Raw genomic sequence first — 25,077 nt, 5'->3', positions numbered from 1 at the left:
AGAACCGTCAGTTTCCGGAGAGCGTGACGTCCGCGACGATGCGGCCGACCGCGATGTCGAAAACATAAGCCTTGCGCTCGCCGCTCGCCATCTCCCCGTAGAAGAGGATCTGGGTGCCGGAAAGGGAGGTGGACAGTACGCGGAAACCGGCTGGCAGCGCAGCCGTCGCAGCAACGGGCTGGTCGGCCGGGACCATGAGGCCGGAAGGAGCCGCGGCGGGCCTCTGCGTGCCGTCAGGACGTGTGACCTTGTAGACGATAGCCGCCAGCACCGCCATGAACATCAGGAGCATGATGCCGCCGGAGACGAGTTGCAGCTTCACCATCTTGCGGCGAACATTTTCCATCGCCGGATCGAGCGGCTTGTCTTCCTGTTCGTCGGGCTCGACATTTGCCATGGCGGGTATCCGGGTCCTTGTCGTTCGCAGGGCTCTTGCATTTTCCCTGCCGCGAACCTTTGTTCAGGGAAAACCGGCCATGAATTTCATGGCCGTCGATTGTGGATCGCATCGGTCTGTGCCAATTGGCAGCAAAACCTCTGCCGCAACGCCGGTGGTAGACACGCGGGATGACAGAATGAACGACCCCTTTAAACAAGCAGAGACGCCAAGAAAAGAGCTGATTGCCGGCGAAGATGCCGAAGGGCGGCTCGACGCCTGGCTGACGACGGCGCTATCGGGCGAATTTTCCCGCAATCGCATCAAGGCGCTGATCGAGCAAGGGGCAATCGCCGTCAACGGCGAAACCGTCACCGAACCGAAGCGCAAGATCAAGCCCGGCGACCGCCTTTCCGTCGTGCTGCCGGAGCCGGAAGACCCGGAACCCAAGGGCGAGGATATTCCGCTCGACGTGCTCTACGAGGACGATGACCTGATCGTCATCGCAAAACCGGCGGGGCTGGTCGTCCATCCCGGCGCCGGCAACTGGACCGGCACGCTGGTCAATGCGCTGATCCACCATTGCGGCGACAGCCTGTCGGGTATCGGCGGCGTCAGGCGGCCGGGCATCGTGCACCGCCTCGACAAGGAGACCTCCGGCGTCATGGTGGTGGCCAAGAACGACGCGGCACACCGTCACCTCGCCGACCAGTTCGCCGACCATGGCCGCACCGGACCGCTGGAACGTGCCTACCAAGCGATCGTCTGGGGCAGGCCCCGCTCCCTTCACGGCACGATCGACGCGCCTCTAGGCCGCGCCGGCGACCGCACCAAGCGGACGGTCAAGCGCGAGGACAGCGATGACGCCCGCGAGGCCATCACGCACTACGAAGTGCTGGAACGTTACGGTGAGAAGCCGGACGCGACCTGCCTCGCCTCGCTGGTCGAATGCCGCCTGGAAACGGGACGCACACACCAGATCCGCGTCCATATGGCCCATATCGGCCATCCCCTTGTCGGCGATCCGGAATATGGCGCCGCCTTCAAGACCAAGGCGAACCTTCTGCCGGAGCCGGCGAAATCGATCGTCAACAATTTCCATCGACAGGCGCTGCACGCCTATCTTCTACAGTTCGAGCATCCGTCGACCGGCGAGACCATGCATTTCGAAGCGCCGGTCCCGGCCGACATGCAGGCGGTGATCGAGGCGCTTCAGGAGATCGAGGCACAGCGGTCCTGACCGGAAGGGCCTCTCCGCCGCTTCAGGCATTTTCCGCCCGTAGGCCCTGTCTCGCCGCCGCGGCAACATGCAGGCCGACGGCCGCAAGCACGATCGTTCCGCCGACCATGGTTGCGCCGGCGGGCACCTCCCCGGCGAACAGCCAGACCCAGAGCGGCGCCAGCGGCGCATCCATGGCGCCGATCAACGCCGCCTCCACGGGCGGCAGGAGGCGCGAGCCGACGATCAGCAGCACCACCCCGAGCGAAAAGCCGAAGATCGCGAAGAGCAGCACAACCAGCAGATCGTCGCCGGAAACGGCGAGCGGAACCGCGAAGGGTGCGGCGAAGGCAGCGCTCAGGACCGTAGACGACACGGAGCAGGCAAGCACCGGCTTGTCCGGATAGCGACGCACGAGAACGGTCCAGAGCGCGACGGTAACGGTCATCGCGAAAGCCAGAAGATCGCCGAAGATCGATCCCTCCCCTCCCTTGCCGATCATCAGCAACACGCCGGCCATGGCGCCTCCGCTGGCGACGAGCGCACCGCGACCGGGTCGCTCGCCAAGCAACAGGAAGCCGAGGCCGGCAGCGGCGAAAGGGCATGTCGCAAAGATGATGGCGACATGGGCGACAGTCGTCTCGTGCAGGGCGGCAATGAAGAACGAGGCGCTGACGGCAGATGCCACGCAGATGGCCAGCCCGGAAAGCCCGAGCCGAGAGAAATCGCCATAGGCGGCCCGCCCCCGGAGCGCGATCAGGCAAAGGAGCAGGAAGGCGCCACTCGTCACGCCCCGCCAGAACAGCAGCGTGGCGCTGTCCATGGCGATGAGGCGGGTCATCAGACCCGCCGTACTCAGCGCTATCGTCGCGAGGGAAACCGCGACAAGGCCGGTGACATAGGAAGACATGTTCATGGATGCACCTGCGGGTTGGAAAGAGCGGCAAGCTGTAGCAGATTGCTGCTGACAGCCTTTTGTCAGCAGCCTCTGTTGCGGCGGCCGGGCCAGTATGCGCTCATGGACGCGCAAAGGCGCCCCGGCTTGTCGAAGCGCGTTTTTTTTTGGGGGTAACCATGGTGCAGCCGAGCCGCATGTTCGACATCATCCAGATGCTGCGCACATCGCAGACGCCGCTCACAGCAGAGACCATCGCCAAGCGACTGGAGGTGACGAAGCGCACCGTCTACCGCGACATCGCCGCCCTGCAGGCGTCCCGCGTGCCGATCGAGGGAGCAGCCGGAATCGGTTACGTCATGCGCCGCGGCTACGACCTGCCACCCCTCATGTTCTCCCCCGAGGAGATCGAGGCGATCGCGGTCGGCCTCTCTCTCGTCTCGCGCACCGGCGACTGCAGCCTGGAGGCCGCCGGCCGCAGCGCCGCCGCCAAGATCGGCGAGGTCCTGCCCTGCGACATGACCGGCATAGACGCGATGCCGCTCTACGTCTCCCGCTGGCACGACATCCCGGAGCCGACGGTCGACCTCGCGACGATGCGCCGCGCCATCCGCGAGGAGCGCAAGCTCCTGCTCACCTATCGCGACGCGGAGAACCGGGAGACGGAAAGAACGATACGTCCGCTCGGCCTCGTCTATTATGTCGACGGCATCCATCTTGCTGCATGGTGCGAAATGCGGCAGGATTTCCGTCATTTCCGCCATGACAGGATCGAGTGCTGCCGCCTTCTGGAAGACGGTTTCCGCGACGGGAACACGCTCCGGAAGACATGGCGTGAGAACCGGAAACTGTTCGATTACTGAACGTTCCCGACATTACCAAAACGTAATGTCATAACGCTTCCGTGATCGCTTGAAACACCGTTTGGCCGCACTTATCTGTTACCTGGGTTTCTGTGGGGTTTTGGAAATCCACGGAGATCAGGCTTGCCCAGGGATGAAGGGGAGCCGCACTTGAAAAAGGGGGTGCTTTATGGCCCGCAATACTTTGCCTACCATTACCGCCGGCGAAGCCGGTCTCAATCGCTATCTCGATGAAATCCGCAAGTTCCCGATGCTGGAACCGCAGGAAGAATATATGCTCGCGAAGCGCTATACCGAACATGGCGACCGCGATGCAGCTCACAAGCTCGTCACCAGCCACCTGCGTCTGGTCGCCAAGATCGCCATGGGTTATCGCGGCTACGGACTGCCGATCGGCGAAGTCGTGTCCGAGGGCAATGTCGGCCTGATGCAGGCTGTCAAGAAATTCGATCCGGAACGCGGTTTCCGTCTGGCGACCTATGCCATGTGGTGGATCAAGGCCTCGATCCAGGAATATATCCTGCGCTCATGGTCGCTCGTGAAGATGGGCACCACCGCCAACCAGAAGCGGCTGTTCTTCAACCTTCGCCGTCTGAAGGGCAAGATCCAGGCGATCGAGGAAGGCGACCTGAAGCCCGAGCAGGTGGCCGAGATCGCCACCAAGCTGAACGTTTCGGAAGAAGAAGTCGTCTCGATGAACCGGCGCCTGTCCGGCGACGCTTCGCTGAACGCCCCGATCCGCGCAACGGAAGGTGAATCCGGCCAATGGCAGGATTGGCTGGTGGACGATCACGACAGCCAGGAAGACGTGCTGATCGAACAGGACGAACTCGAAACGCGCCGCCGGATGCTGGCCCGCGCCATGAGCGTTCTCAACGACCGTGAGCGTCGCATCTTCGAGGCCCGCCGCCTTGCGGAAGATCCGGTCACGCTGGAAGAGCTTTCGGCCGAGTTCGACATCAGCCGCGAGCGCGTCCGCCAGATCGAAGTCCGCGCCTTCGAAAAGGTGCAGGAAGCCGTCCAGAAGGAGGCGCTGGAACGCGCCTCCCAGCTCAGGGTGGTCGAAGCCTGACCGCCTGACGGAAATTGGATGATACAAAAAACCCGGGACCGCGAGGAACCCGGGTTTTTCATTGCCCCAAGACCTGCGGATCTCGTCAGTTGCCGGCCGATCCCAGCGCCGCCCATTCCTTCAGCACCGCGTCGAAGACGGCGGCTCCGGCAGCACCCTTGTCGAGCGTCAGCAGCGCCCGGCGACCGTTGCGGTAGGTGATCGGCATGTCGATCCAGCCGCGCGTGGACAGAAGGTCCAGGTTGCGCTTGATGACATCCTCGAAGTCGTTGAGGGCCACGAGATAGGTGTCTTCCGTCACCTGTGCCGAGACCGCGACCAGCGGGTCGCCGCGATCCTGCTCCGTGCGCTTCATCGCGATTCGCTGAAGGTTGTCGACGGCACCGCCTTCGAAATCAGGCGGTATGGAGAAAACGACCTCGATGATGTGGCTTGCCGGCAGCGAGTTGTCGGTATTGCGCTTGATGGTCATCAGCACCGTCATGCCGCGTTCCGGAATGGCGATCTTGCCCTGGATCTCCGGATTGGGCTTGCCGTCCTCGCCGGTCTCGCGCACCGCGGTCCAGGCGACTGTCCCCGTCACCGCAACAGGCGATGTCTGCCCGAGCTTCTCCTCGTAGAGGAATGCCTTTTCACCCGCAGCCGTGGCGGCGGTGGCGCCGGCTGCCGGAGGGGTCGCGGTCGCCGGCGCTGCGGGAGCGCCCGCATTGGTGCCGACCGGCGGCTGGTCGGTCGGCTCGACGGTCGAGGCGACATTCTGCTCGGAAACAGAACGGCCTTCAGTGCCGGTGCCCGTCGCCGCAGCCGTTCCGGCGCCCTCGTCGACCTCGGACCCGTTGGCCAGCAGACGCTGGGTGAATTTCCGGCCCTGAACGGCCCCTTCTTCCGGCGGCTTTGCCTCGGGAGCGGCGGCGTCATCGGTCGCCGGTGCCGCATCCGCCGGTTGCTCAACCTGGTCCGTCGCCGGCTTCTCGGCGATGAAGGGCGGTTCGGAACCGGTCAGGCCGCTCACGAACTCCGCCATGGAGGCGCGATAGGTCCATGCGGCGAAACCGCCGCCGGCCAGAAGCAGGATGCCGAGCCCACCGAGCACGATCGGGGCGAAATTTCGCCGCGGCTTCGTCTCCTTGCGATAGGCCGATTGCTGCGCGCTTTCCAGGAAGGCATCGACCTCTTCGTCGGGGGAGGCAGAAGTCGCGGCAGCGGCCGCCATCGGCGCGCCCGGCCTTCCTCCATTGCCATTGCCCGGAGCCGGCAGCGGCTCCTTGGACTTCAGGTCGCCGACATCGGCAAACCAGTCCGAAAATGCGTCAGTCTGCTTCGGGGTGCCGGCGGCTGCATTCGATTCGGGCACCGCCGGAGAACGATATTCATCGACATTCCATTCGAGAAGGTCCGGAACCTCCGTCGAAACGGGCTCGGCGCGGCCGGCGGAAGCGAAACTGCCGAAATCATGGTCCCGGCGCGGCTCCGACGCGGCCGGAGCCGGCTCCTGCCGTTGGACAGCCGGCACGACGTCTTCGGCTCGTGCCGGGTGAGGCGTCGTATCCTCCGGGAAATCCCAAGGCTCGTAGGCGACGGGCTCGGAAACCGGCGCAGGCTTCGCGGTGAAATCGGAGCGGGCCGGCGAAAGCCATTCCTCGGCCTCCTCCGTCAGGGGGGCGGTCTCCCTGGCCGGATGAACCGGCTCGACCGGCTCCTCTTCCTGGCGAAGACGCGGCTCCTCGTCCCAGACGGGAAAAGGGGGCACGGCATGGGGCGCCTCGGCCGGCGCCGGTTCGGCCTCCGGCAAGGCGGGCTCGACAGCCTCCGGCTCGCGGGCTGCGACGACAGGCGGATAGGAAGGCGCTTCCGGGTCGGCGTCCTGCCAGGGGTCTTCGACCTCTTCGTATTCCACCGACGGAGCGGCGCGAGCAGGCTCGACATATTCTTCTTCGTGCGCGCGATAAGTCTCGTCGGCGGCAGCCGCGACCGGCTCCTCGGCCCATGCGACCTGCGTGGACGCAGGAGTTACGGGAGCAACATGAGACTCGTCTTCGTGTTCGGGGCGAGCAGCCTCTTCAGGCTCTGCCGCTTCTTCCGGTTCCGGCTCGTAGGCCTGCTCCGGCTCATGAACCGGTTCAGGCTCTTCCACGGCCTCATAGGCGGGCGCCTGCCGGGACTCGGAAACACCGGGAACGTGATCCTCCCAGGATGCTTCGGCGAGCGCAGCGGGAGCCTCTTCGGGAAGTTCCTCTACTTCCGGAAGTGCTTCCGCATGCTCGGCCTCGACTTCGTTGATGGCGGCCTCGAGCTTGTCGAGTTGACGGCGCAGCATCTCCTCCGGCGGGCGCGGCGACATGTTCTCGAGCTGCCGCATGACGGCACTGCGAGCCTTGTCATAGACCTTCGCACGCATCTCGGGTGTATTGTTCGACAGCCCATCCACGGCCCGCCGAATAACTGCGATAAAGTCGGCCATCAGTACTTTCTCTTGGTCGCCGGACCGATTCCGACAGACAAAACGTTAACGATTTCTACCATTAATCCTCAAACGGGTCGGTCACAAGTATGGTGTCGTCGCGCTCCGGGCTGGTGGAAAGAAGTGCTACCGGCGCACCGATCAGCTCCTCCACCTGCCGGACATACTTGATCGCCTGCGCCGGCAGGTCCGCCCATTTGCGCGCACCGACGGTCGACTGCTGCCAGCCTTCGAGCGTGATATAGATCGGCTCGACGCGGGCCTGTGCGGCCTGGGATGCCGGAAGATAGTCGATCTCCTGCCCGTCCAGCCTGTAACCGACGCAGATCTTGAGTTCGTCGAGGCCATCGAGCACGTCGAGCTTCGTAAGAGCAATGCCGGTAATGCCGTTGGTCGCGACCGACTGGCGAACCAGTGCCGCGTCGAACCAGCCGCAACGGCGCTTGCGCCCCGTGACCGTACCGAATTCATGGCCGCGCTCGCCGAGGAACTGTCCGATCTCATCCGTCAGTTCGGTCGGGAACGGACCCTCACCGACGCGGGTCGTATAGGCCTTGGTGATGCCGAGGATATAACCGAGCGAGCCCGGCCCCATGCCCGAACCGGCGGCAGCCTGTCCTGCGACGGTGTTGGACGACGTCACGAACGGATAAGTGCCGTGGTCGATGTCGAGCAGCGATCCCTGGGCGCCCTCGAACAGGATGCGCGAGCCCTTGCGACGTTCCTTGTCGAGCAACTGCCAGACGGTATCCATGAAAGGCAGCACGCGGTCGGCGATGGAGGTCAGTTCCTCCATGATCGTCTTGTGCTCGACTTCGGCCGCGCCGAAGCCGCGACGAAGCGCGTTGTGATGCGACAGCAGGCGGTCGACCTTGCCTTCGAGGGCGGCAACGTCGGCAAGCTCCATCAGGCGGATCGCGCGACGGCCGACCTTGTCTTCATAGGCCGGGCCGATGCCGCGGCGCGTCGTGCCGATCTTGGTGCCGCTGTTGGAGGCGGCGTCCTCGCGCATGCCGTCCAGTTCGCGGTGAAGGGAAAGAATGAGGGTGGCGTTTTCCGCGATTCGCAGGTTGTCCGGGGTCACCGAAACGCCCTGTGCCTTGAGGCGCTCGATTTCGGCCAGGAGCGCGTGGGGATCGACGACGACGCCGTTGCCGATCACGGCCATCTTGCCGGGCCGCACGACACCGGAGGGCAGCAGCGATAGCTTGTAGCTGACACCGTCGATGACCAGCGTATGCCCGGCATTGTGTCCGCCCTGGAAGCGCACGACGATATCGGCCCGCTCGGAAAGCCAGTCGACGATCTTGCCTTTACCTTCGTCTCCCCACTGCGACCCTACAACCACGACATTCGTCATTTCCAAATCCTGTTCATTGCGCAGCACCTGCGCCTAACCCAAACCCGCGCATCTATACTGTGTTGTTTTTGGGAAATCGACCTGTTTGTGACCAGCAATTTGGCTTTTTGCGTGACATGGCGCCTCCCGTCGCCTATCCAAACGGCAAATTGCCGTAAAGCACATCCCTTCCCTTATACCATCTGGTGTTGCAGTTGCTTCTTCGAGCCTATTTTTTCCTCACCGTCGCGACGCTTCTCTGGGGCGGCAACACCATGGTCGGCAAGCTTGCCGTCGGCCATGTCAGCCCCATGATGCTGAACTTCTCACGCTGGCTGATTGCCGTCCTTGTCATTTGCGCCATCTCCGTGCCGCAGATCAGAAAGGACTGGCCGCTGCTGCGCAAGAACTGGCTGCTGCTGCTCGCCTATGGCGCGATCGGCTACACGGCCTTCAACGGCTTTCTCTATACCGCCCTCAAATATACCAGCGCCGTCAACGGCGCGATCGAGCAGGGCGGCATTCCGGTCCTGATCTTCATCCTCAACTTCGTGCTCTTCCGCATCCCGGTCTCGCCGGTGCAGATCATCGGCTTCGCCATCAGCTTTGCCGGCGTTGCCCTTACGGCAAGCCACGGCGATCCGATGTCGCTGCTCCACCTCACCCTGAACTATGGTGACGGATTGATGCTGCTCGCCGTGCTCGCCTATGCGATCTACACCATCGCGCTGCGCTGGAAGCCGCCGGTGCACTGGAAGAGCCTGATGGCCGGCCCGGCGCTCGGGGCGGCGCTGACCGCCCTGCCGCTGGTCTTCTGGGAACGCGCGAACGGTGGAATGATCCTGCCCGATGCAACGGGATGGGCGATCATCGCCTATGCCGGCCTGCTGCCGTCGCTGATCTCGCAGATCTTCTATATCAAGGGTGTCGAAGGTATCGGCGCCAACCGGGCCGGCCTCTTCATCAATCTGGTGCCGGTGTTCGGAACGCTTCTTTCGCTCTTCCTGCTCGGCGAGGCGCTTCAGCCTTTCCATGTCCTAGCACTCGCCCTCGTCCTCGGCGGTATCGCCATCGCCGAATGGGGCAAGCCGCTGAACAAGACCTGACACAAAGGAAAAGGCCCTGATGGTGGTTCACACCATCAGGGCAAATCGGCAGTACAGACAGAAACATTCAGCCGGACGGAAAACTCTCCGCCCCGAAGAATTCTTTAAAGCCCCATCGGGCGAATGCTTGCGGTCGGGATCTCGACGCGCTTCCACTTCTTGATCGCGTTCGAGCGGTCGTCGAGCGCGTAGTCGCCCTTGTTGGTGGTGACCACGAGAACCACCCGGCGCTCGCCGTCGGCCGTGCGGCCGGTGGCAATCGTCAGCGCCTCCGGCGACCAGCCCATGGCGATCAGCATCGCGCGCTTGGCGCCGGCAAGATCGGAACCGAAGTTCACCGGGCTGGAAATCTTCAGAACGTCGCGGCGACCGAACGAAAAGAAGTCGTTGATAAGCCGGACCGAGGCGTTAACCGTGGCGTTGACACGCTTCAGCTGGCTTTCGCGATACGAGGTGAGGACGAACGTGTAGGGGCGCTCGATAGCAAGGCAGTCCTCCTGTGCATCGGTGCAGAGCTTCGCGTCGCTCGACGCAACCCGTTCGCCGGAAATGACGAGACGCATCGTCGGCGCATCGGTGAGATTGCGGGCGAAACCGCCAGGCCCGAAAGCATGGGCCGGATCGGACAGGACGAATGCCGTCGCCGCGACGACGGCGGTTGCGAGAAGTTTCTTCAGCATATCCTCAGGTCCCCGTTCAGAACTCTTTCTTTTGACGGCGCCGGAACAGTTCCTCCGGCTTCCTTGTGTCTCGAACCTACACGGGGTGTTTTTCGGCGCGCTTAAACAGATGCCGACAATTTTAGCGAATAGCGTCTTTTTCTCGAATCGATACACGCATGCTTCCTGCGGCAGGCGGGACCGGTTAGCGCCGTTCCGCCCGAAATGTCTCTGCGCGACCTTTAAGGCATCAGCCTGCACGCAATATGATGCTTTTCTCAGCCCGCGTTATTTCCTAAGCGAATAGGCAAGGAAACAGCGAGGATGCGGACATGGCCAGGCCATTTTTCTGGAACGAACTGAACACGGGCGATTTCGCCGGCCTCGATCCGGAAAAGACCATCGCCATCCTGCCGATCGCATCGACGGAGCAGCACGGCCCCCACCTGCCGATTGCCACCGATGTCGCCATTGCCAACGGCATGCTCGCCGAGCTTCGCAACCAGCGGCCCGACGATCTCGATTTCCTCGTTCTGCCGACCCAGGAAATCGGCAAGGCGAACGAACATGTCTACGGTCCAGGCACCCTGTCCTTCGGTCCCGAAATCCTCATTCCCGCCTGGACCGCGATCGGCGCCAAGGTCGCCGAAGCCGGCATCCGCAAGATGGTGATCGTCAATTCCCACGGCGGCAATGTCGACGTCATGAGCATCGTCGCCCGCGAGCTGCGCGTCCGCCACAAGATGGCGGTCGTCTCCACCCAGTGGGGCCGCTTCGGCAATCCGGAAGGCATGATCTCCGAGCATGAAAGCCGATACGGCATTCACGGCGGCGAGGTCGAGACCTCCCTGATGCTTTACTTCCGGCCCGATCTCGTTCGCATGGAAAAGGCGAAAAACTTCGTCTCCCGGGCCGAGGAAATGCGTGCCAACTCGAAATTCCTGACGCCGCTGCCGCCCCATTCGCTGGCATGGATCGCCCACGACCTGAACCCGAACGGCGTCGTCGGCGATGCCTCCAAGGGCACGGCCGAAAAGGGCGAACTCATCTGCAAGCATCAGGTAGAAGGCTTCATCGAGCTTCTGCGCGACCTCGCCGCCTACCCGCTTTCCAACCTCTATTCGCGCTGATCCCGGTCATCCGGCGCATCGGCTGCGCGATCTGCCGCCTTTTCACCCGCCGGCAGATGCCCTTTGGAACGCAGTTCCTGGATCAGCAGAAGCAGTTCCTGCATCAGATATTCGACGAAAAGGCTGGTCGCCGCATCGAGCGGCGCCCTCGCCCGGGCAAAAAGCCGCATCGGCTGATGTCTGACATGCGGCTCGAAAAGCGGCCGGAACACCAGTTCGCCGGCCCGGCATTCGCTGATGACGTCGAGCGGATTGAGCAGCGTCAGCCCCGTGCCGCACTTTACCAGCTGCTTGATGAGCTCCGACGAGTTGGTCTCCAGCAGCGGCTCGACCGGCAGTGGCAGCGGCGACAGCGCGAGGTCTATGATATTGCGCAGGCTGGTTCCCGATTGCGCCAGCACCAGCTTTTCCTGCACCACGTCGACCAGATCGATCGGCCCCTCCTCCTGTGCGAGCGGATGGGAAGGCGGCAGCACGACACCGACAGGCACATCGAAATTGGCCAGCGTCCGGATGCCCGGCGTCGCCGGAATATTGAAGCCGAGACCGATGTCCACTTCCCCCGTCAGAACCGGATTGACGGTCGTCGAGCCGCTGTCGTTCCTGAGCTTGATGCGCACGCGCGGATGGCTCTCGAGAAAACGGGCAAGGATCGGCGGCAGGGGACCGGAGGCAAGCCCCACCGTCGTCACCAGCGTCACCTTGCCGGCCTGGGGCATCTTCAGTCCGCGAATGCGGGTCTCCAGGCGCTCGTAGTTCTTGAGCACATCCCGGATGTGCTCGACGCAAAGCTCTCCCGCGGCCGTCAGCCGCAAGCCCCTCGGCAGGCGCTCGAAAATCGGCGCGCCGAGCTCTTCCTCCAGCGCCAGGATCTGGCGATTGACCGCCGATGAGGCCACGTTCAGCCGCGCAGCCGCCTTGCGGATGGAACCGCAGCGGACGATTTCGTTGATGTAGAGAAGTTTTCGGGAATGCAGCACCGGCCCACCATTGCGCAAAATTTATTCAGAAAGCATTATTTGTGCAGCCGCCCCTGATGCAGTGCAAAAAAGGCATCAATGCGGACGAATTTTGATGCTTTTCAAAGAGCAACGCAATCGCTCAAATGTCAAAAACGGCCAGTCTCACGATGCCGCAAGGTTTAACAGGGGAACTCATAAATATGCATAGCTCTTTGAAACTGAAGGCTCTCGCACTTTCTCTTAGCCTCTCCGCGGCGTTTTCGCTGGCCGGCCAGGCTTATGCACTGGACGAGGTCAGCTACGGCACCAACTGGCTCGCACAGGCCGAGCACGGCGGCTTCTACCAGGCGGTCGCGGACGGCACCTATGAGAAATACGGCCTCAAGGTCACCATCGTCCAGGGCGGTCCCCAGGCCGCCAACCGGGCGCTGCTGATCGCCGGCAAGGTCGAGTTCTACATGGGCGGCCAGCTGCAGGGTCTGGATGCGGTCAAGGAGGGCGTTCCGCTGGTCGACGTGGCGTCCATCTTCCAGAAGGACCCGCAGATGCTGATGGCCCATCCCGACCAGGGCATCGAGACCTTCGCCGATCTCGCCAAGCTCGACACACTGTTCATGGGCAAGGACGGCTACATCACCTATTACGAGTGGATGAAGAAGAATTTCAAGGGCTTCACCGACGAGAAGTACAAGCCCTACACCTTCAACCCGGCCCCCTTCATCGCCGACCCGAAATCCGGACAGCAGGGCTACCTGACCTCCGAGCCCTACGAGGTGGAGAAGCAGGCCGGCTGGACGCCGAAGGTCTTCCTGCTCGCCGACAATGGCTACTCGCCCTATTCAACGATGATTACCACCAGCGCCGAACTGGTCGAGAAGAACCCCGATCTCGTGCAGCGCTTCGTCGATGCTTCGATCGAAGGCTGGTACAACTACCTCTACGGCGATAACAAGGCCGCCAATGACCTGATTAAGAAGGACAATCCGGAAATGACGGATGGTCAGATCGCCTATTCCATAGAGAAGATGAAGGAATACGGCATCGTCGAATCCGCCGAGGCGCTCGACAAGGGCATCGGCTGCATGACGGATGAAAAATACAAGGCATTCTTCGACGCCATGGTCCAGATCGGTGTCGAGCCGGCCGACCTCGACTACAAGAAGGCCTATACGACGAAGTTCGTCTGCAAGGGCGTGGGCATGGCGTTGAAGAAGTGATCTCCCATCTACCTCTTAAGGGGGAGGTCGCAGCGAAGCTGCGGGTGGGGGTGATCGACCGGATACCGTTGAAGTCACCCCACCACGGCGCCGCGTGCCGACCCTCCCCCTCAAGGGGAGGGTAGAAGCCACCGGATTCCGACCTCCCTCTTGAGGGGAGGATGCCCGGCAGGGCAGAGGGGTAGCCAATCGCGCAACGCCAACGCTGCCGCAACACCAGAATGCAACGCGGATGTAACGCGAGACAGAATGACCAGTTTGCCATCGACGGAAGACCCCATCACCCCTCCCCCCGAACAGCGCCGGGCGCTTGTGGTGATGAAGGACGTGTCCAAGGTCTTCTCCAGCGGCACGGTGGCGCTGACCGGCATGTCGCTTGCTGTCAACAGCGGAGAATTCGTGAGCCTGCTCGGCCCTTCCGGCTGCGGCAAGTCGACGGCGCTCAGGATCATCGCCGGCCTCGGCGACGTATCGAAGGGCACGATCGACTGGCCGAGTTCGCGCATCAATTCCAGGGGACTGCCGGAAGGCGACATTTCCTTCGTCTTCCAGGAGCCGACACTGATGCCCTGGCAGACCGTTTTCGGCAATGTCTACCTGCCGCTCAAGCTGCGCGGCATCTCCAGGGCCGCGGCCCGAGACGACATCATGACCGCACTCGCCACCGTCGGCCTCGGTGACTTCGCGAACGCCTATCCGCGCGAGCTCTCCGGCGGCATGAAGATGCGCGTCTCCATCGCGCGTGCGCTGGTCACCAAGCCGAAGCTGCTCCTGATGGACGAGCCCTTCGCCGCGCTCGACGAGATCACCCGCCAGAAGCTCAACGACGACGTGCTGCGCCTATGGAGGGAGACCGGCATCACCGTCATCTTCGTCACCCATTCGGTGTTCGAAAGCGCCTATCTCTCGAGCCGCATCGTCGTGATGAAGGCTAGGCCCGGCCGCGTCCATGCCGATTTCCCGCTGAAGACCAGCCTCCTACGGGACGCCCATTACCGTACCTCCGAGGAATACCGGCAGGCCTGCGAGACCGTTTCAGAAACCCTTCTCGAAGCCATTGGCGGAGAGGACACACACTGATGTCAGACATGATCGTCAGCGCTTCCGGCACCTCTTCCGCCGCCACCGGTTGGCTCGCCCGCCATGGGGAAACGCTGCTGCGTATCCTCGTCCCCGTCGCGGTCGTCGCCGTCCTGATCGGCCTCTGGCAGATCGGCGTGACGGTGACCGGCGTGCCGCAATACATCCTGCCGAGCCCGGGCGCCGTCGCCATCGCCCTGTTCAAGGACTGGGGCATTCTGGTACCGGCGCTCTGGGTCACCACCCAGATCACCATGGCCTCGCTGGCGCTGGCCCTGATCGGCGGCGTCGGCATCGCGATCTTCCTCGTTCAATCCAAATGGATCGAGACGGCCTTCTATCCGATCACCGTCATCCTTCAGGTCACGCCAATCGTCGCCATTGCGCCGCTGATCCTGATCTATGCGCCGTCCACCCAGGTGGCACTTCTGATCTGCGCCTTCCTCGTCGCCTTCTTTCCGATCCTTTCGAACATGGTTCAGGGCCTGAAGAGCGTCGATCACAATCTCCTGAACCTGTTCGACCTCTATGGCGCGTCCCGCTGGCAGACGCTGCTCTATCTCAAGCTGCCGGCCTCGCTGCCCTATTTCATGACGGGCCTGAGGATCGGCGGTGGTCTGGCGCTGATCGCGGCGGTTGTTGCAGAATTCGCGGCGGGTTCCGCCGGGGCCGGTTCCGGTCTCGCCTTCCGTCTGCTCGAGGCCCAGTACCGCCTCAACATTCCGCGCCTGTTCGCCGCACTCTTCCTGCTCTCCTGCCTCGGTGTGCTGATCTTCGCCATCACCTCCTTCATCTCCTGGCTGGCGCTGCATCGCTGGCATGAAAGCAGCCTCAAGCGAGAAAACTGATGCCCGCATTTCCTCCCCGCCTGCCCGTTGCCGATCGCTTCGTCCTTGCGAATGCCACCCTTCCCGCCGTTTCCGTCGACGGCTTCGATGCGCCCGCGCGCGAAGGGCTGGTCGGCGCCGACCTGGTGATCGCCGGCGGCAGGATCGAGGCCATCCTGCCCGCAGGCACCGCGGCCGCCGAACTTCCGAAGGCGGATCTTGACGACGGCATGGTGTGGCCCTGCTTCGTCGACATGCATACCCATCTCGACAAGGGTCACATCTGGGAACGCAAGCCGAACCCGACCGGAGACTTTCCCGGCGCCCTCGATGCGGTCCGCACCGACCGCGAAGCCCGCTGGAACGCGGACGACGTTCGCGCCCGCATGGAATTCTCCCTCAGGACGGCCTATGCGCACGGCACGAGCCTGATCCGCACCCATCTCGACAGTCTGCCGCCGCAGCACCGCATCTCCTTCGAGGTCTTCTCGGAGGTCCGGGACGCCTGGAAGGACCGGATCGCCCTACAGGCCGCGGCGCTTTTCCCCTTCGAACTGATGGATGACGAAGCCTTCTTCAAGGATCTGATTTCCGTGGTGAAGGCGAATGGCGGCCTGCTCGGCGGCGTCACCCAGATGCTACCCGACCTGAACCAGCGGCTCGATACCCTCTTCCGCGCGGCAGCCGACAACAGCCTCGACATCGATCTGCATGTCGACGAGACGCAGGATAAGGAAGTCCTCACCCTGAAAGCCATCGCCGAAGCGAAGCTCAGGAACCGTTTCGAGGGCTCAGTCACCGTCGGCCACTGCTGCTCGCTTGCCCGCCAGGACGAGGATATGGCGAAGCAGACGATTGACAAGGTGGCGGAAGCCGCGATCTCGGTCGTTTCGCTGCCGATGTGCAACATGTATCTGCAGGACCGCAGCAACGGCTCGACACCGCGCTATCGCGGCGTGACGCTGTTTCACGAACTGGCGGATGCCGGCGTCGCGACAGCCGTGTCCTCGGACAATACCCGCGACCCGTTCTACGCCTATGGCGACCTCGATGCCGTCGAGGTCTTCCGCGAGGCGGTGCGCATCATCCATCTCGACCACCCGCTGGATACCTCGGCCCGCGTCGTCACCCGCTCGCCGGCCGATATTCTCGGCCGACCGGACAAGGGCCGCATCGCCGAGGGCCTTCCAGCCGACCTTGTGCTTTTCGGCGCCCGCCGCTGGAGCGAATTCCTTTCCCGTCCGCAGGCTGACCGCATCGTGATGCGGAATGGCATGGGCATCGACCGCAGCCTGCCGGATTATCGCGACCTTGACCCGCTGATGCGTGATCCCGGCTGAGATCATGCAGTTCAAGAATCTGGAGACCGACCGTGCCTGACTACCAACAGATCAGACAAGAACTCGAAGGGATCGCCGTCGAGGACAATCCGGCGCTCGTCAAGCAGAAGAGCCGCGACTTCTATTGGTACTCGCCGATCCTGAAGGCCCAGCTCGACAACGTGACCGCCGACCTCGTGGTCTCGCCGAAGAGCGAGGAAGAGGTGATCCGAACCTTGAAGGTGGCCTATGCCCACGGCGTCCCCGTCACCCCGCGCGGCGGCGGCACCGGCAATTACGGCCAGGCCATGCCGCTTTCCGGCGGCATCGTACTGAACCTGATGAACATGAACAGGATCAAGGAAATCCATCCCGGCCGCGTGATCGCCGAGGCCGGCATCATCACCGCTGAATTGGATCGCCAGACGAAAGCCCATTCCGGCCAGGAACTGCGCTTCCATCCGTCCACCACCGGGACCGCGACGCTCGGCGGCTTCATCGCCGGCGGCTCCGGCGGCGTCGGCTCGATCACCTGGGGCGGCCTGCGCGACCTCGGCAACATCCTGCGCCTGCGCGTCGTCACCATGGAGGCTGAACCCCGCGTTCTGGAACTTTCCGCCTGGGATCTGCAGAAGGTGAGCCACGCCTACGGCACCAACGGCATCATCACCGAGGTCGAGATGCCGTTGGCACCGGCCTATGACTGGGTCGACGTCATCATCGGCTATGACGACTACATGGATGCCGTCCGCTTCGCCGACGCGCTGACCCATCGCAACGGCATTCTGCTCAAGGAAGTCGCGCCTATCTCCGCCCCGATCCCGTACGACTACTTCACCCGCCACAAGCCGTGGCTGAAGGAAGGCCAGTCGGTCGTCGTGCTGATGGTCGCGCCGCACTCCATGGCACCGCTCGTCGCCTATGCCGAGAAGATGAAGGGCGACATCCGCTTCCGTTCCGACAAGGTCGAGAGCATGAAGGGCATCCCCCATGCCTATGAGCTTGCCTGGAACCACACGACCCTTCGCGCCCTGAAGGTCGATCCCGGCATCACATATCTGCAGGTGCAATATCCGGGACCCGATCATGTCGAGAAGGTCGGCAGGCTGGTGAAGATCTTTGGCGACGAGGTCATCAGCCATCTCGAATTCATCAAGTTCGACGGCGCCATCCAGTGCTCCGGCCTTCCGCTGGTCCGTTACACGACGGAAGAGCGGCTCGAGGAGATCATCAAGATCCACGAGGACAACGGCTGCCCGATCTTCAACCCGCACCGCTATACGCTGGAAGAAGGCGGCATGAAGCAGACCGACACCGTCCAGCTCGCCTTCAAGAAGGAGACCGATCCGAAGGGCCTCCTGAACCCCGGCAAGATGATTGCCTGGGACAATCCCGACTTCGACTTCAAGTCCGGCAAGAACTACCTTTTCCCGGGCCTTCAGTCTTTCATGGAGGCCTGATACCGCCTGAAGCAATTCCAGCAAAAGCGTGAAGCGGTTTTGCGTTCGCAATTGCTTGAAAACAAGGAGATAGAGTATCGGCGGCAACTCGGTTTCCGCCGATGCTTCAGACCAAAACGACTTCCGAAGGTACTCCCGGCCGGGCAAGACGATTGCCTCAGGCGCATGGAACGGACCATGGTGATGACAGGACCGGCTATGGCGGCGGCCTACCCATCATCGGGACAAACGGCGCGGAAAATTTTCAATCGACGCCCGGCGAAGCCTTTTCACCGGGCCAAGACATGGAGCTTTTCTCGACATGCGCGTACTTGTCCTGCATTCCCATCCCCTCGATGAAAGCTATGGCCGGGCGCTTTACCGCCAGACCTGCGAAAGCCTGACGAGAGCCGGCCACGAGGTCGACGGCTGCAATCTCTACGAGGAAGGCTTCGACCCGGTTCTCTCCGCCCATGATCGCCGCGTCTATCACGACTTTCCGGAAAACACGGTGCTGGTAAAATCCTATGTGGAACGGTTGCAATCCGCCGAAGCGCTGGTGATCGTCACACCCGTCTGGAACTTCGGCTTTCCGGCCATGCTGAAAGGCTATTTCGACCGCGTCTGGGTCAAGGGCGTTTCCTTCGACCTCGAAGACGGCAAACTGACGCCGACGCTTCGCCACATAAAGAAGCTGGCCGCCGTCATGACCTATGGCGCTACGCCGTGGCGCGCCTTCCTGGTCGGCAATCCACCGAAGAAGATCGTCACCCGCGTGCTGCGCGCCCAGATCAGGATCGGCGCACCGGTGAAATATCTTGCCCATTACGACATGAACAACTGCACCGACGAAACGAGAGCAGCCTTCCTGGCCAAGGTAAAGCGCGAGATGGAACGCTTCTGATCCGCCTCCCGGCTTGTTGAGCCCTTCGTTTCCTGCGAAAAGATCGTGGGGAACCAACGAAGAGACCGATATGACCGCCGGGCATCCGCTCTACCGACGCATCGTCGCTCCCATGCGGCCACGCAACCCTGATGAGCATCATCGCGTGGCAACGCCTCTGGAACTGCTGTTCGACCTTGTGACAGTGATTGCGGTCGCCTCAGCCGCCGCCGGCCTCCACCATGGCATTTCGGAGGGCCATGCGCTTCAGGCGCTGCCACTGTTCGGCATGGCGTTCTTCGCCATCTGGTGGGCCTGGATGAACTTCACCTGGTTCGCTTCGGCCTACGACAACGACGACACCCTTTACCGGCTCCTCACCATGGCGATCATGGCCGGCTCGCTCGTCATGGCGGCCGGCATTCCGAACCTCTTCGCGAGCGAGCCGAATTTCACCCCGGTCATTCTCGGCTACGTGGTGATGCGCCTCGCCATGATCGTTTTGTGGTTGCGCGCGGCCATCGCTGATCCTGTCCATCGGAAAACGGCCGTCGCCTATGCGGTCGGCATCGGCGTGGTGCAGGTCTACTGGGTGATCTTCCTTCTGGTACAGCCGCTCTCGACCGGCATCGCCTACGGCATGTGGATCGTCGGCGCACTTCTTGAAATCGCTGTTCCCGCCATAGCGGAATCGCTGACCTCGAACACACCGTGGCACCGCCATCACATCATGGAGCGTTACGGCCTGCTCAACATCATCGTGCTCGGCGAAACCCTTCTGGCCGGCACGATGGCGCTGCGCGAAACGGTCGAGCATTTCGACATCATGCTGGTCCACACCGCGCTTTCCGCGCTGGTGATCGTCTTTTCGCTCTGGTGGGTCTACTTCGCGCCGGACGAACACCTGCCGACGCGTTCCCTGAGGAGGTCTCTCATCTGGGGTTACGGACATTTCTTCATTTTCGCATCGGGAGCGGCCGTGGGCGCCGGCTTTGCCGCGCTCGTCGATGTCATTACCCATCATGCAGAAATTTCGATCCTGGCGGGCGATTATGCGGTCGCCATCCCCGTCGCGACCTATTTTTCCGCTCTCTGGATCGTCCGGGACCGTTATGCCGGAAACGGCCTGGCAACGGCGGTCCTGCCCCTCTTCGCCGCGCTGGCGCTTGCCGCGCCCGTGGCGGGGCTCGGTCTGGAGGGCGTCGCAGCCATGGCTGCGCTCTGCGCGGCTTCGCGCTCGTGGTTGATGCCCCGACAAGCCTCGAAAGCGGAAGAACATCGCCACTGAGGCAAAAATCCACGCCTTGGATCGGCATATGAAAACCGGCCGGCGAACACCGGCCGGCCCGCTTATCCGCTACATGCTCCACCTACTGCAGCACCCGAACCACCACATAGGTTTCCGGATCGACGATCACGCGTTGGTTGTTCACCACAGCATAGGCATAGGTCGGGTCCTCCGGCACTGGAGTGAGTACGACCTCCGGCGGCAAGGGTTCACCGATCACGACCGGCTGCTGGATGACGATCGGCTGCGGCGGCAGGGGCTGCTGTTCCACATAGGTGACGACGCGCTGCGGTGGCGGATCGACAGCCGTGCCGGCAACCGCGCCGACAACACCGCCTACCGCCGCTCCGACCGGGCCGCCCACGATGGCGCCGGTGACGGCGCCGCCCGCGGCCCCCGTTACGGTGCCCTCCTGCGCCAGTGCCGGCGCGCCGACAAGCGCAAGTAATGCTGCAGAAGCAGCAAGAATCTTCATGGTCATGGCGAGTTCCTTTCGTTTCTGTCATGCCAATGAAGAAACAACACCAATCACAGAGATTTGTTCCGGCGAGATTCACCCCGAAAAATAGGTAGACAACGCCTCATTTTCCGGACGAAGCAAAAGATATTTTCAGTTTCAACTCAAAGATACGAAGAAACGAAATCAGAACACCTTTGCCGCCGTCACTTCCACCTCGACCAGGAAATCGGCGCGGGTGAAGCCGCCGACGACGATGAGGGTGGATACCGGCTTTGGCTCCAGCGTGTAGCGGTCACGAACGGCCATATAGGCGGGAAAATCCTCGCGCTTCGTGACGAAGCCGGAAATGCGGATGACATCGGCAAAACTCATGCCGGCTTCATCGAGGATCGCCTTGATTGCCTCAAAGCAGAGTTCCGCCTGGCCGGTGACATCCGGGGGAATGCTGTCGTCGACGGCAATGCCCAGCTGGCCGGAGGTTACCAGCAGGCTGGCGCCCGGCGGCACCAGCAGGCCGTGATTGTAGTTTCCGAACGGCGGTCGAACGGATGGCGGATTGAAGATACGTTTCACGGGGTTTCGCTCCTTGGGCTCGCAGCGGCGTCGCTCCGGTTTCGCCGGACTTCGTAGAAGATATGGCCGAACAATGCCGCCAGCACGATCGGGCCGCCCACGAGCGTCGCTGCCGAGGGCGTTTCACCGAGGACCAGCCAGACCCACAGCGGCGTCAGCGGCACCTCGAGCGAAGTCAGCAGACTGGCATCCGCAGCCGGAAGACGGCGCGAACCGGCGGTATAGAGGATGAGACCGAGCGCATTCTGCACCATGCCGAAGACGACGATAAGCCCCATATCTCCGGCGCTGACGGAGAAAGGCGCGGCGAACCAGAAGGTCATAAGCGAGCAGAGCCAGGCCGAGCCCGCCATCGCCGGCAGCATGGGCACGCCGCGATGCTTGCGCATGACGGTTGCGAGAGCGGCGACGGAGAGCGTCATCAGAGCGGCAAGCCCCTTGCCGAAAAGCCCACCCTCTTCGCCGCCGCTGTCGGCCAGCATGACCAGCACGCCGCAGACCGCGACAGCGCTGGCGATCAGCGTCGAGCGCGTCGGCTTTTCCCCGATCCAGAGATAGGCCACCGCCGCGGTGACGAAGGGCACCGTGGCATAGATCACCATCGCATCGGCGACCGAGGTGTAATACATCGAGCCGATGCCGGTAATCATGCTGATGGCGGAAAAGAACATCGCGAGAAGCGATGGGGAGCGCATGCGCCGAAGGATCGAAAACGCCGCGCCACGCTCCAGATAGAAGAACAGGAGGAGCACGCAACTCCCCGACACCAGGCCCCGCCAGAACAGCATGGTCATGACGTCGGTCGTGATCGATCGGATAAACAGGCCGGACGAGGACCAGGCAAGTGCTGACGTCGCAACATACATCACGCCGAGACGATATTGCCGGGGGTCGTCGAGGGTCATGGAAAAACCAGTCTGAATGAGATGCGTGAAGGAGTATCGCGGCTGACCGGCAGCGGCAAGCGCGGGCTGCGGCGGTTTCGGTCGCGGAAAGAAGAAAGGCCCGCCTTCGCGGCAAGCCTTTCTTCGCCGCCGTAGCGACGGCCTCAGTCGCCGTAGCCGACGATGCCCTTTATCTCCAGGAAGTCATGAATGCCCCAGTCGGCATATTCGCGGCCGTTGCCGGACTGCTTGTAGCCGCCGAAAGGCGCAAACGTATCCCACTCCGGATAATTGAGGTAAACGGAGCCCGCCCGCATGCGGGCTGCCACCTTTCGGGCATGGGCGATGTCCTGCGACTGCACATAGGCCGCAAGCCCGTAAACCGTGTCGTTGGCGATGGCCACGGCCTCTTCCTCGTCCCTGTAGGGCAGGATCGACAACACCGGCCCGAAGATTTCTTCCCGTGCGATCGTCATGTCGTTGCTGACATTGCCGAAGACGGTCGGACGGACATAGTAGCCGCGATTGAGGTTTTCCGGGCGGCCGGGACCACCCGTCACCAGCGTCGCCCCCTCCTTGATGCCGGCCTCGATCAGCCGCTGGATCTTGTCGAACTGCAACTGGCTGACCACCGGACCGAGCACGGTCTCGTCCGAACGCGGGTCGCCGACCACGAATGTTTCGGCTTCCGACTTGGCATAGCCCAGGGCTTCGTCGTGACGCTCGGCCGGCACCAGCATGCGCGTCGGGGCATCGCAGGACTGGCCGGAATTGCCGAAGCAGCCCTGAACGCCCTTTCGCACCGCCGTCTCGAAATCCGCGTCCGGCAGGATGATGTTGGCCGACTTGCCGCCAAGCTCCTGTGCCACGCGCTTGACCGTATCGGCGGCCGTCTTGGCAACGATGATGCCGGCGCGGGTAGAGCCGGTGAAGGAAACCATGTCGACATCGGGATGACCGGCCATGACCTGACCGACATCGGGACCGGTGCCCTGCACCATGTTGTAGACGCCCTTCGGCACGCCGGCGGCCTCCATCACCTCCGAGAAGACAACACCCGAAATGGGAGCGATCTCTGACGGCTTCAGCACAACCGTGCAGCCGGCCGCAATCGCCGGAGCCACCTTGCAGACGATCTGGTTGAGCGGCCAGTTCCACGGCGTAATCAGCGCACAGACACCGATCGGCTCCTTGACGACCGTGGTAGAGCCGCGCTTTTCGCTGAACTCATAGGTTTCCAGCGCCGCGATGGTGGCTTCCATATGCGCGCGACCGGCCCAGGCCTGCGCCTCGCGGGCGAAGGAAAGCGGCGCGCCCATTTCCTGGCTGACGGCCTGGGCGATATCCTCGAACCGTTCGTTATAGACTTCGAGAATTTTCTTCAGCAGCGCCAACCGCTCCGCCACAGGCCACAGCGAGAAGGAAGCGAATGCCCGCTTTGCAGCAGCCACGGCCTTGTCGACATCGGCCTTCGAACCCACCGAAATCTGCGTGTAGGCTTCTTCCGTCGAAGGGTCGATCACATCCAGGACCGAGGGCACGACGGGATCGACCCATGCGCCGTCGATAAAGAACTTCAGATGATGGGACATGCCGGGCTCCGTCAAAAAGGAAAGGGGATTTGTCGCGGCGAACTATCGGTCAAGGCAGGGTGGACCGCAAGACGGGCGTGTCACAGGCTGGAAGATTCTCCAGCGATGAAGGGGACTTACTTCTCCAGACTGTCGAGCAGCCGATACCAGGTGATCGCTGCCGCCACGCCGATCTGTCGAAGGCCGTGCAAAGGAATGGGATGGATGGCGGACACCGGCAGCGGCAAGACGGCCCGGTCCCCGGTCTCGATGTATGTCGCAAGATGCGGCCCCATCGCCGTCATCAGTCCGACGCCGCGTCCCTGGCAGCCGGCCACCATCAGCAGACCCTTTTCCGGTTCGTGCACATGCGGCAGGTGGTCCGGCGTCACCGCAACCCGTCCGAACCACCGGCGCTCGACCGGAATGCCCGCGAGATCCGGAAAAATGCGCAGCATTGCCCGTCGCAGATGATCCCAATCCTCCTCGCCCTGCGGCTCGGACATGCGGCCCCGCCCTCCAAGCACCAGTCGCCCGTCCGGGCTTTTCCGATAATAGACGAGGATGCGGCGGCTGTCCGAAACGGCCTGCCCGTGCGGCAGAATGATCTCCTGCTGCGCCTCGCTCAGCGGTGCGGTGGCGATCTGGAAGGAATGCAATGGCACGATGCTTTGGGCCAGCCCCGGCACGAGCCGGCCGGAATAGGCATTCGTCGCAACCAGAACCGCCCGGGCTGAAATGGAATGGCCGCCGGAGAGCAGGACCGTCCAGGCACCGCTCTCCTGTCGCAGATCCGTAACGGTCTCGTTCGTCGCGATGCGCGCACCGGCTGCGATTGCAAGACGCGCCAGTTCGCAGACGAAGGCGAGCGGGTTGATGACCCCGGCCCGTCGGTCGAGCCAGCCGCCGAGATAGCCGTGCGCACCGGTCATCAGCGCGATATCGGATGCATTGAGCAGCGTCACGTCGGCCCCGCGAGCGCGCCACTGCGTGGTGCGCTCCTCGGCATTGTCCATGGCGGTGTGGGTATGGGCGGCCTGTATCCAGCCATTGCGCAGATATTCGACATCGAGCCCCTCGCCCTCGATGAGGTCGAAGACGGCATCCGCCGTGCGCGACGCGAAATCGATCAGGCGCTCGCCCTTTTCCTCTCCGAAGCGGGCAATCAGTCATTCGGGATCGTATTTGAGACCGGGAATGACCTGCCCGCCGTTCAGTCCGGAAGCACCTTCACCGATGTCTCGGGCCTCCACGACCCTGACGACCAGTCCGTTGCGGGCCGCCGCAAGCGCCGTCGACAATCCCTGGAAACCCGCGCCGACGACGACGAGATCCACCACCTCGCGCGATCTGACCGGCGCGACAACGATCCGCTCACGATCGGGCCGCCTCCATACAGGGCAGGAGAACTGCGACGGCGTCATAATCAATATCCTGAAAATATATCAATTAAC

General features: G+C 62.8%; 22 protein-coding genes and 1 pseudogene. 12 read left to right on the top strand and 11 right to left on the bottom strand.

Annotation, left to right across the window (positions count from 1 at the left end; translation table 11 throughout):
- Positions 1-7: 7 nt before the first annotated feature.
- A complete protein-coding gene (locus J5N58_RS06025; RefSeq protein ID WP_112828592.1) occupies positions 8-397 on the bottom strand; it encodes a hypothetical protein in 390 nt (129 codons plus the stop codon).
- A gap of 178 nt (positions 398-575) precedes the next feature.
- Between J5N58_RS06025 and J5N58_RS06020 the strand changes: the two genes are divergently transcribed.
- Complete coding sequence (locus tag J5N58_RS06020; protein ID WP_112828593.1) at positions 576-1,616, top strand: RluA family pseudouridine synthase; 1,041 nt, start codon at positions 576-578, stop codon at positions 1,614-1,616.
- Positions 1,617-1,638: 22 nt separating this feature from the next.
- On the opposite strand, the gene J5N58_RS06015 is transcribed toward J5N58_RS06020, so the two are convergent.
- A complete protein-coding gene (locus J5N58_RS06015) occupies positions 1,639-2,511 on the bottom strand; it encodes a DMT family transporter (RefSeq protein WP_244710033.1) in 873 nt (290 codons plus the stop codon).
- A gap of 158 nt (positions 2,512-2,669) precedes the next feature.
- Here J5N58_RS06015 and J5N58_RS06010 point away from each other — a divergent pair, with 158 nt between their 5' ends.
- Positions 2,670-3,353 carry a helix-turn-helix transcriptional regulator gene (locus J5N58_RS06010; RefSeq protein WP_113424560.1) on the top strand — a complete coding sequence of 228 codons (684 nt, stop codon included), beginning with the start codon at positions 2,670-2,672 and terminating at the stop codon, positions 3,351-3,353.
- A 169-nt stretch (positions 3,354-3,522) separates the two neighbouring features.
- The gene (gene rpoH, locus J5N58_RS06005; RefSeq protein WP_112828596.1) at positions 3,523-4,425 is read left to right on the top strand and encodes an RNA polymerase sigma factor RpoH; all 903 of its coding nucleotides are present in this window, start codon (positions 3,523-3,525) and stop codon (positions 4,423-4,425) included.
- An 85-nt stretch (positions 4,426-4,510) separates the two neighbouring features.
- Here rpoH and J5N58_RS06000 read toward each other — a convergent pair whose 3' ends face one another.
- A complete protein-coding gene (locus J5N58_RS06000; RefSeq protein WP_244710031.1) occupies positions 4,511-6,886 on the bottom strand; it encodes a hypothetical protein in 2,376 nt (791 codons plus the stop codon).
- Positions 6,887-6,947: 61 nt separating this feature from the next.
- On the bottom strand, positions 6,948-8,246 hold the full coding sequence (locus J5N58_RS05995) for an adenylosuccinate synthase (RefSeq protein ID WP_112828598.1): 1,299 nt from the start codon (positions 8,244-8,246) through the stop codon (positions 6,948-6,950).
- A gap of 194 nt (positions 8,247-8,440) precedes the next feature.
- Between J5N58_RS05995 and J5N58_RS05990 the strand changes: the two genes are divergently transcribed.
- Positions 8,441-9,331: a DMT family transporter gene (locus J5N58_RS05990; protein WP_244710029.1), complete on the top strand. Its 891-nt coding sequence runs from the start codon at positions 8,441-8,443 to the stop codon at positions 9,329-9,331.
- Positions 9,332-9,435: 104 nt separating this feature from the next.
- Here J5N58_RS05990 and J5N58_RS05985 read toward each other — a convergent pair whose 3' ends face one another.
- Positions 9,436-10,011, bottom strand: a complete 576-nt coding sequence (locus J5N58_RS05985) for a transglutaminase-like cysteine peptidase (RefSeq protein ID WP_113437092.1) — start codon at positions 10,009-10,011, stop codon at positions 9,436-9,438.
- A gap of 311 nt (positions 10,012-10,322) precedes the next feature.
- Here J5N58_RS05985 and J5N58_RS05980 point away from each other — a divergent pair, with 311 nt between their 5' ends.
- Positions 10,323-11,120, top strand: coding sequence for a creatininase family protein (locus J5N58_RS05980; protein WP_112828601.1), 798 nt, complete (start codon positions 10,323-10,325; stop codon positions 11,118-11,120).
- Here J5N58_RS05980 and J5N58_RS05975 read toward each other — a convergent pair.
- Positions 11,108-12,100 (bottom strand): LysR family transcriptional regulator, encoded by a 993-nt coding sequence (locus J5N58_RS05975; RefSeq protein ID WP_112828803.1) that lies wholly within the window; start codon positions 12,098-12,100, stop codon positions 11,108-11,110. The two genes, J5N58_RS05980 and J5N58_RS05975, sit on opposite strands and share 13 nt — an antisense overlap.
- Positions 12,101-12,282: 182 nt before the next feature.
- Between J5N58_RS05975 and J5N58_RS05970 the strand changes: the two genes are divergently transcribed.
- The 7 genes from J5N58_RS05970 to J5N58_RS05940 all read left to right on the top strand — a co-directional run bounded on the left by J5N58_RS05970 (position 12,283) and on the right by J5N58_RS05940 (position 20,135).
- Positions 12,283-13,299 carry an ABC transporter substrate-binding protein gene (locus tag J5N58_RS05970; RefSeq protein ID WP_112828602.1) on the top strand — a complete coding sequence of 339 codons (1,017 nt, stop codon included), beginning with the start codon at positions 12,283-12,285 and terminating at the stop codon, positions 13,297-13,299.
- A 249-nt stretch (positions 13,300-13,548) separates the two neighbouring features.
- Positions 13,549-14,379: an ABC transporter ATP-binding protein gene (locus J5N58_RS05965; RefSeq protein ID WP_113340613.1), complete on the top strand. Its 831-nt coding sequence runs from the start codon at positions 13,549-13,551 to the stop codon at positions 14,377-14,379.
- 8 nt (positions 14,380-14,387) lie between these two features.
- Complete coding sequence (locus J5N58_RS05960; RefSeq protein ID WP_112828804.1) at positions 14,388-15,227, top strand: ABC transporter permease; 840 nt, start codon at positions 14,388-14,390, stop codon at positions 15,225-15,227.
- Positions 15,227-16,546 carry a cytosine deaminase gene (locus J5N58_RS05955; protein WP_244710024.1) on the top strand — a complete coding sequence of 440 codons (1,320 nt, stop codon included), beginning with the start codon at positions 15,227-15,229 and terminating at the stop codon, positions 16,544-16,546. The genes J5N58_RS05960 and J5N58_RS05955 overlap by 1 nt, the downstream gene beginning before the upstream one ends.
- 32 nt (positions 16,547-16,578) lie before the next feature.
- A complete protein-coding gene (locus J5N58_RS05950; RefSeq protein WP_113340616.1) occupies positions 16,579-17,985 on the top strand; it encodes an FAD-binding oxidoreductase in 1,407 nt (468 codons plus the stop codon).
- Positions 17,986-18,286: 301 nt separating this feature from the next.
- Positions 18,287-18,868 (top strand): NAD(P)H-dependent oxidoreductase, encoded by a 582-nt coding sequence (locus tag J5N58_RS05945; protein WP_113447595.1) that lies wholly within the window; start codon positions 18,287-18,289, stop codon positions 18,866-18,868.
- 70 nt (positions 18,869-18,938) lie between these two features.
- A complete protein-coding gene (locus J5N58_RS05940; protein ID WP_244710022.1) occupies positions 18,939-20,135 on the top strand; it encodes a low temperature requirement protein A in 1,197 nt (398 codons plus the stop codon).
- Between the two features lie 82 nt (positions 20,136-20,217).
- Here J5N58_RS05940 and J5N58_RS05935 read toward each other — a convergent pair whose 3' ends face one another.
- The 5 genes and pseudogenes from J5N58_RS05935 to J5N58_RS05915 form a co-directional block, all read right to left on the bottom strand.
- Entirely contained in the window at positions 20,218-20,616 is a 399-nt protein-coding gene (locus J5N58_RS05935) for a DUF1236 domain-containing protein (protein WP_113340619.1), read from the bottom strand.
- 162 nt (positions 20,617-20,778) lie between these two features.
- A complete protein-coding gene (locus J5N58_RS05930) occupies positions 20,779-21,168 on the bottom strand; it encodes a RidA family protein (RefSeq protein WP_112828609.1) in 390 nt (129 codons plus the stop codon).
- Positions 21,165-22,073: a DMT family transporter gene (locus J5N58_RS05925; RefSeq protein WP_113424551.1), complete on the bottom strand. Its 909-nt coding sequence runs from the start codon at positions 22,071-22,073 to the stop codon at positions 21,165-21,167. The genes J5N58_RS05930 and J5N58_RS05925 overlap by 4 nt, the downstream gene beginning before the upstream one ends.
- A gap of 143 nt (positions 22,074-22,216) precedes the next feature.
- Positions 22,217-23,644: an aldehyde dehydrogenase family protein gene (locus tag J5N58_RS05920; RefSeq protein ID WP_113424550.1), complete on the bottom strand. Its 1,428-nt coding sequence runs from the start codon at positions 23,642-23,644 to the stop codon at positions 22,217-22,219.
- A 116-nt stretch (positions 23,645-23,760) separates the two neighbouring features.
- A pseudogene (locus J5N58_RS05915) lies at positions 23,761-25,047 on the bottom strand (NAD(P)/FAD-dependent oxidoreductase).
- Between the last annotated feature and the right edge of the window lie 30 nt (positions 25,048-25,077).

This window comes from Paenirhizobium cremeum, assembly GCF_022884085.1.
Classification (GTDB): Bacteria; Pseudomonadota; Alphaproteobacteria; order Rhizobiales; family Rhizobiaceae; genus Allorhizobium; species Allorhizobium cremeum.
Note: the sequence above shows the minus strand (reverse complement) of the source record. Positions and strands in the feature narration are given on the sequence as shown.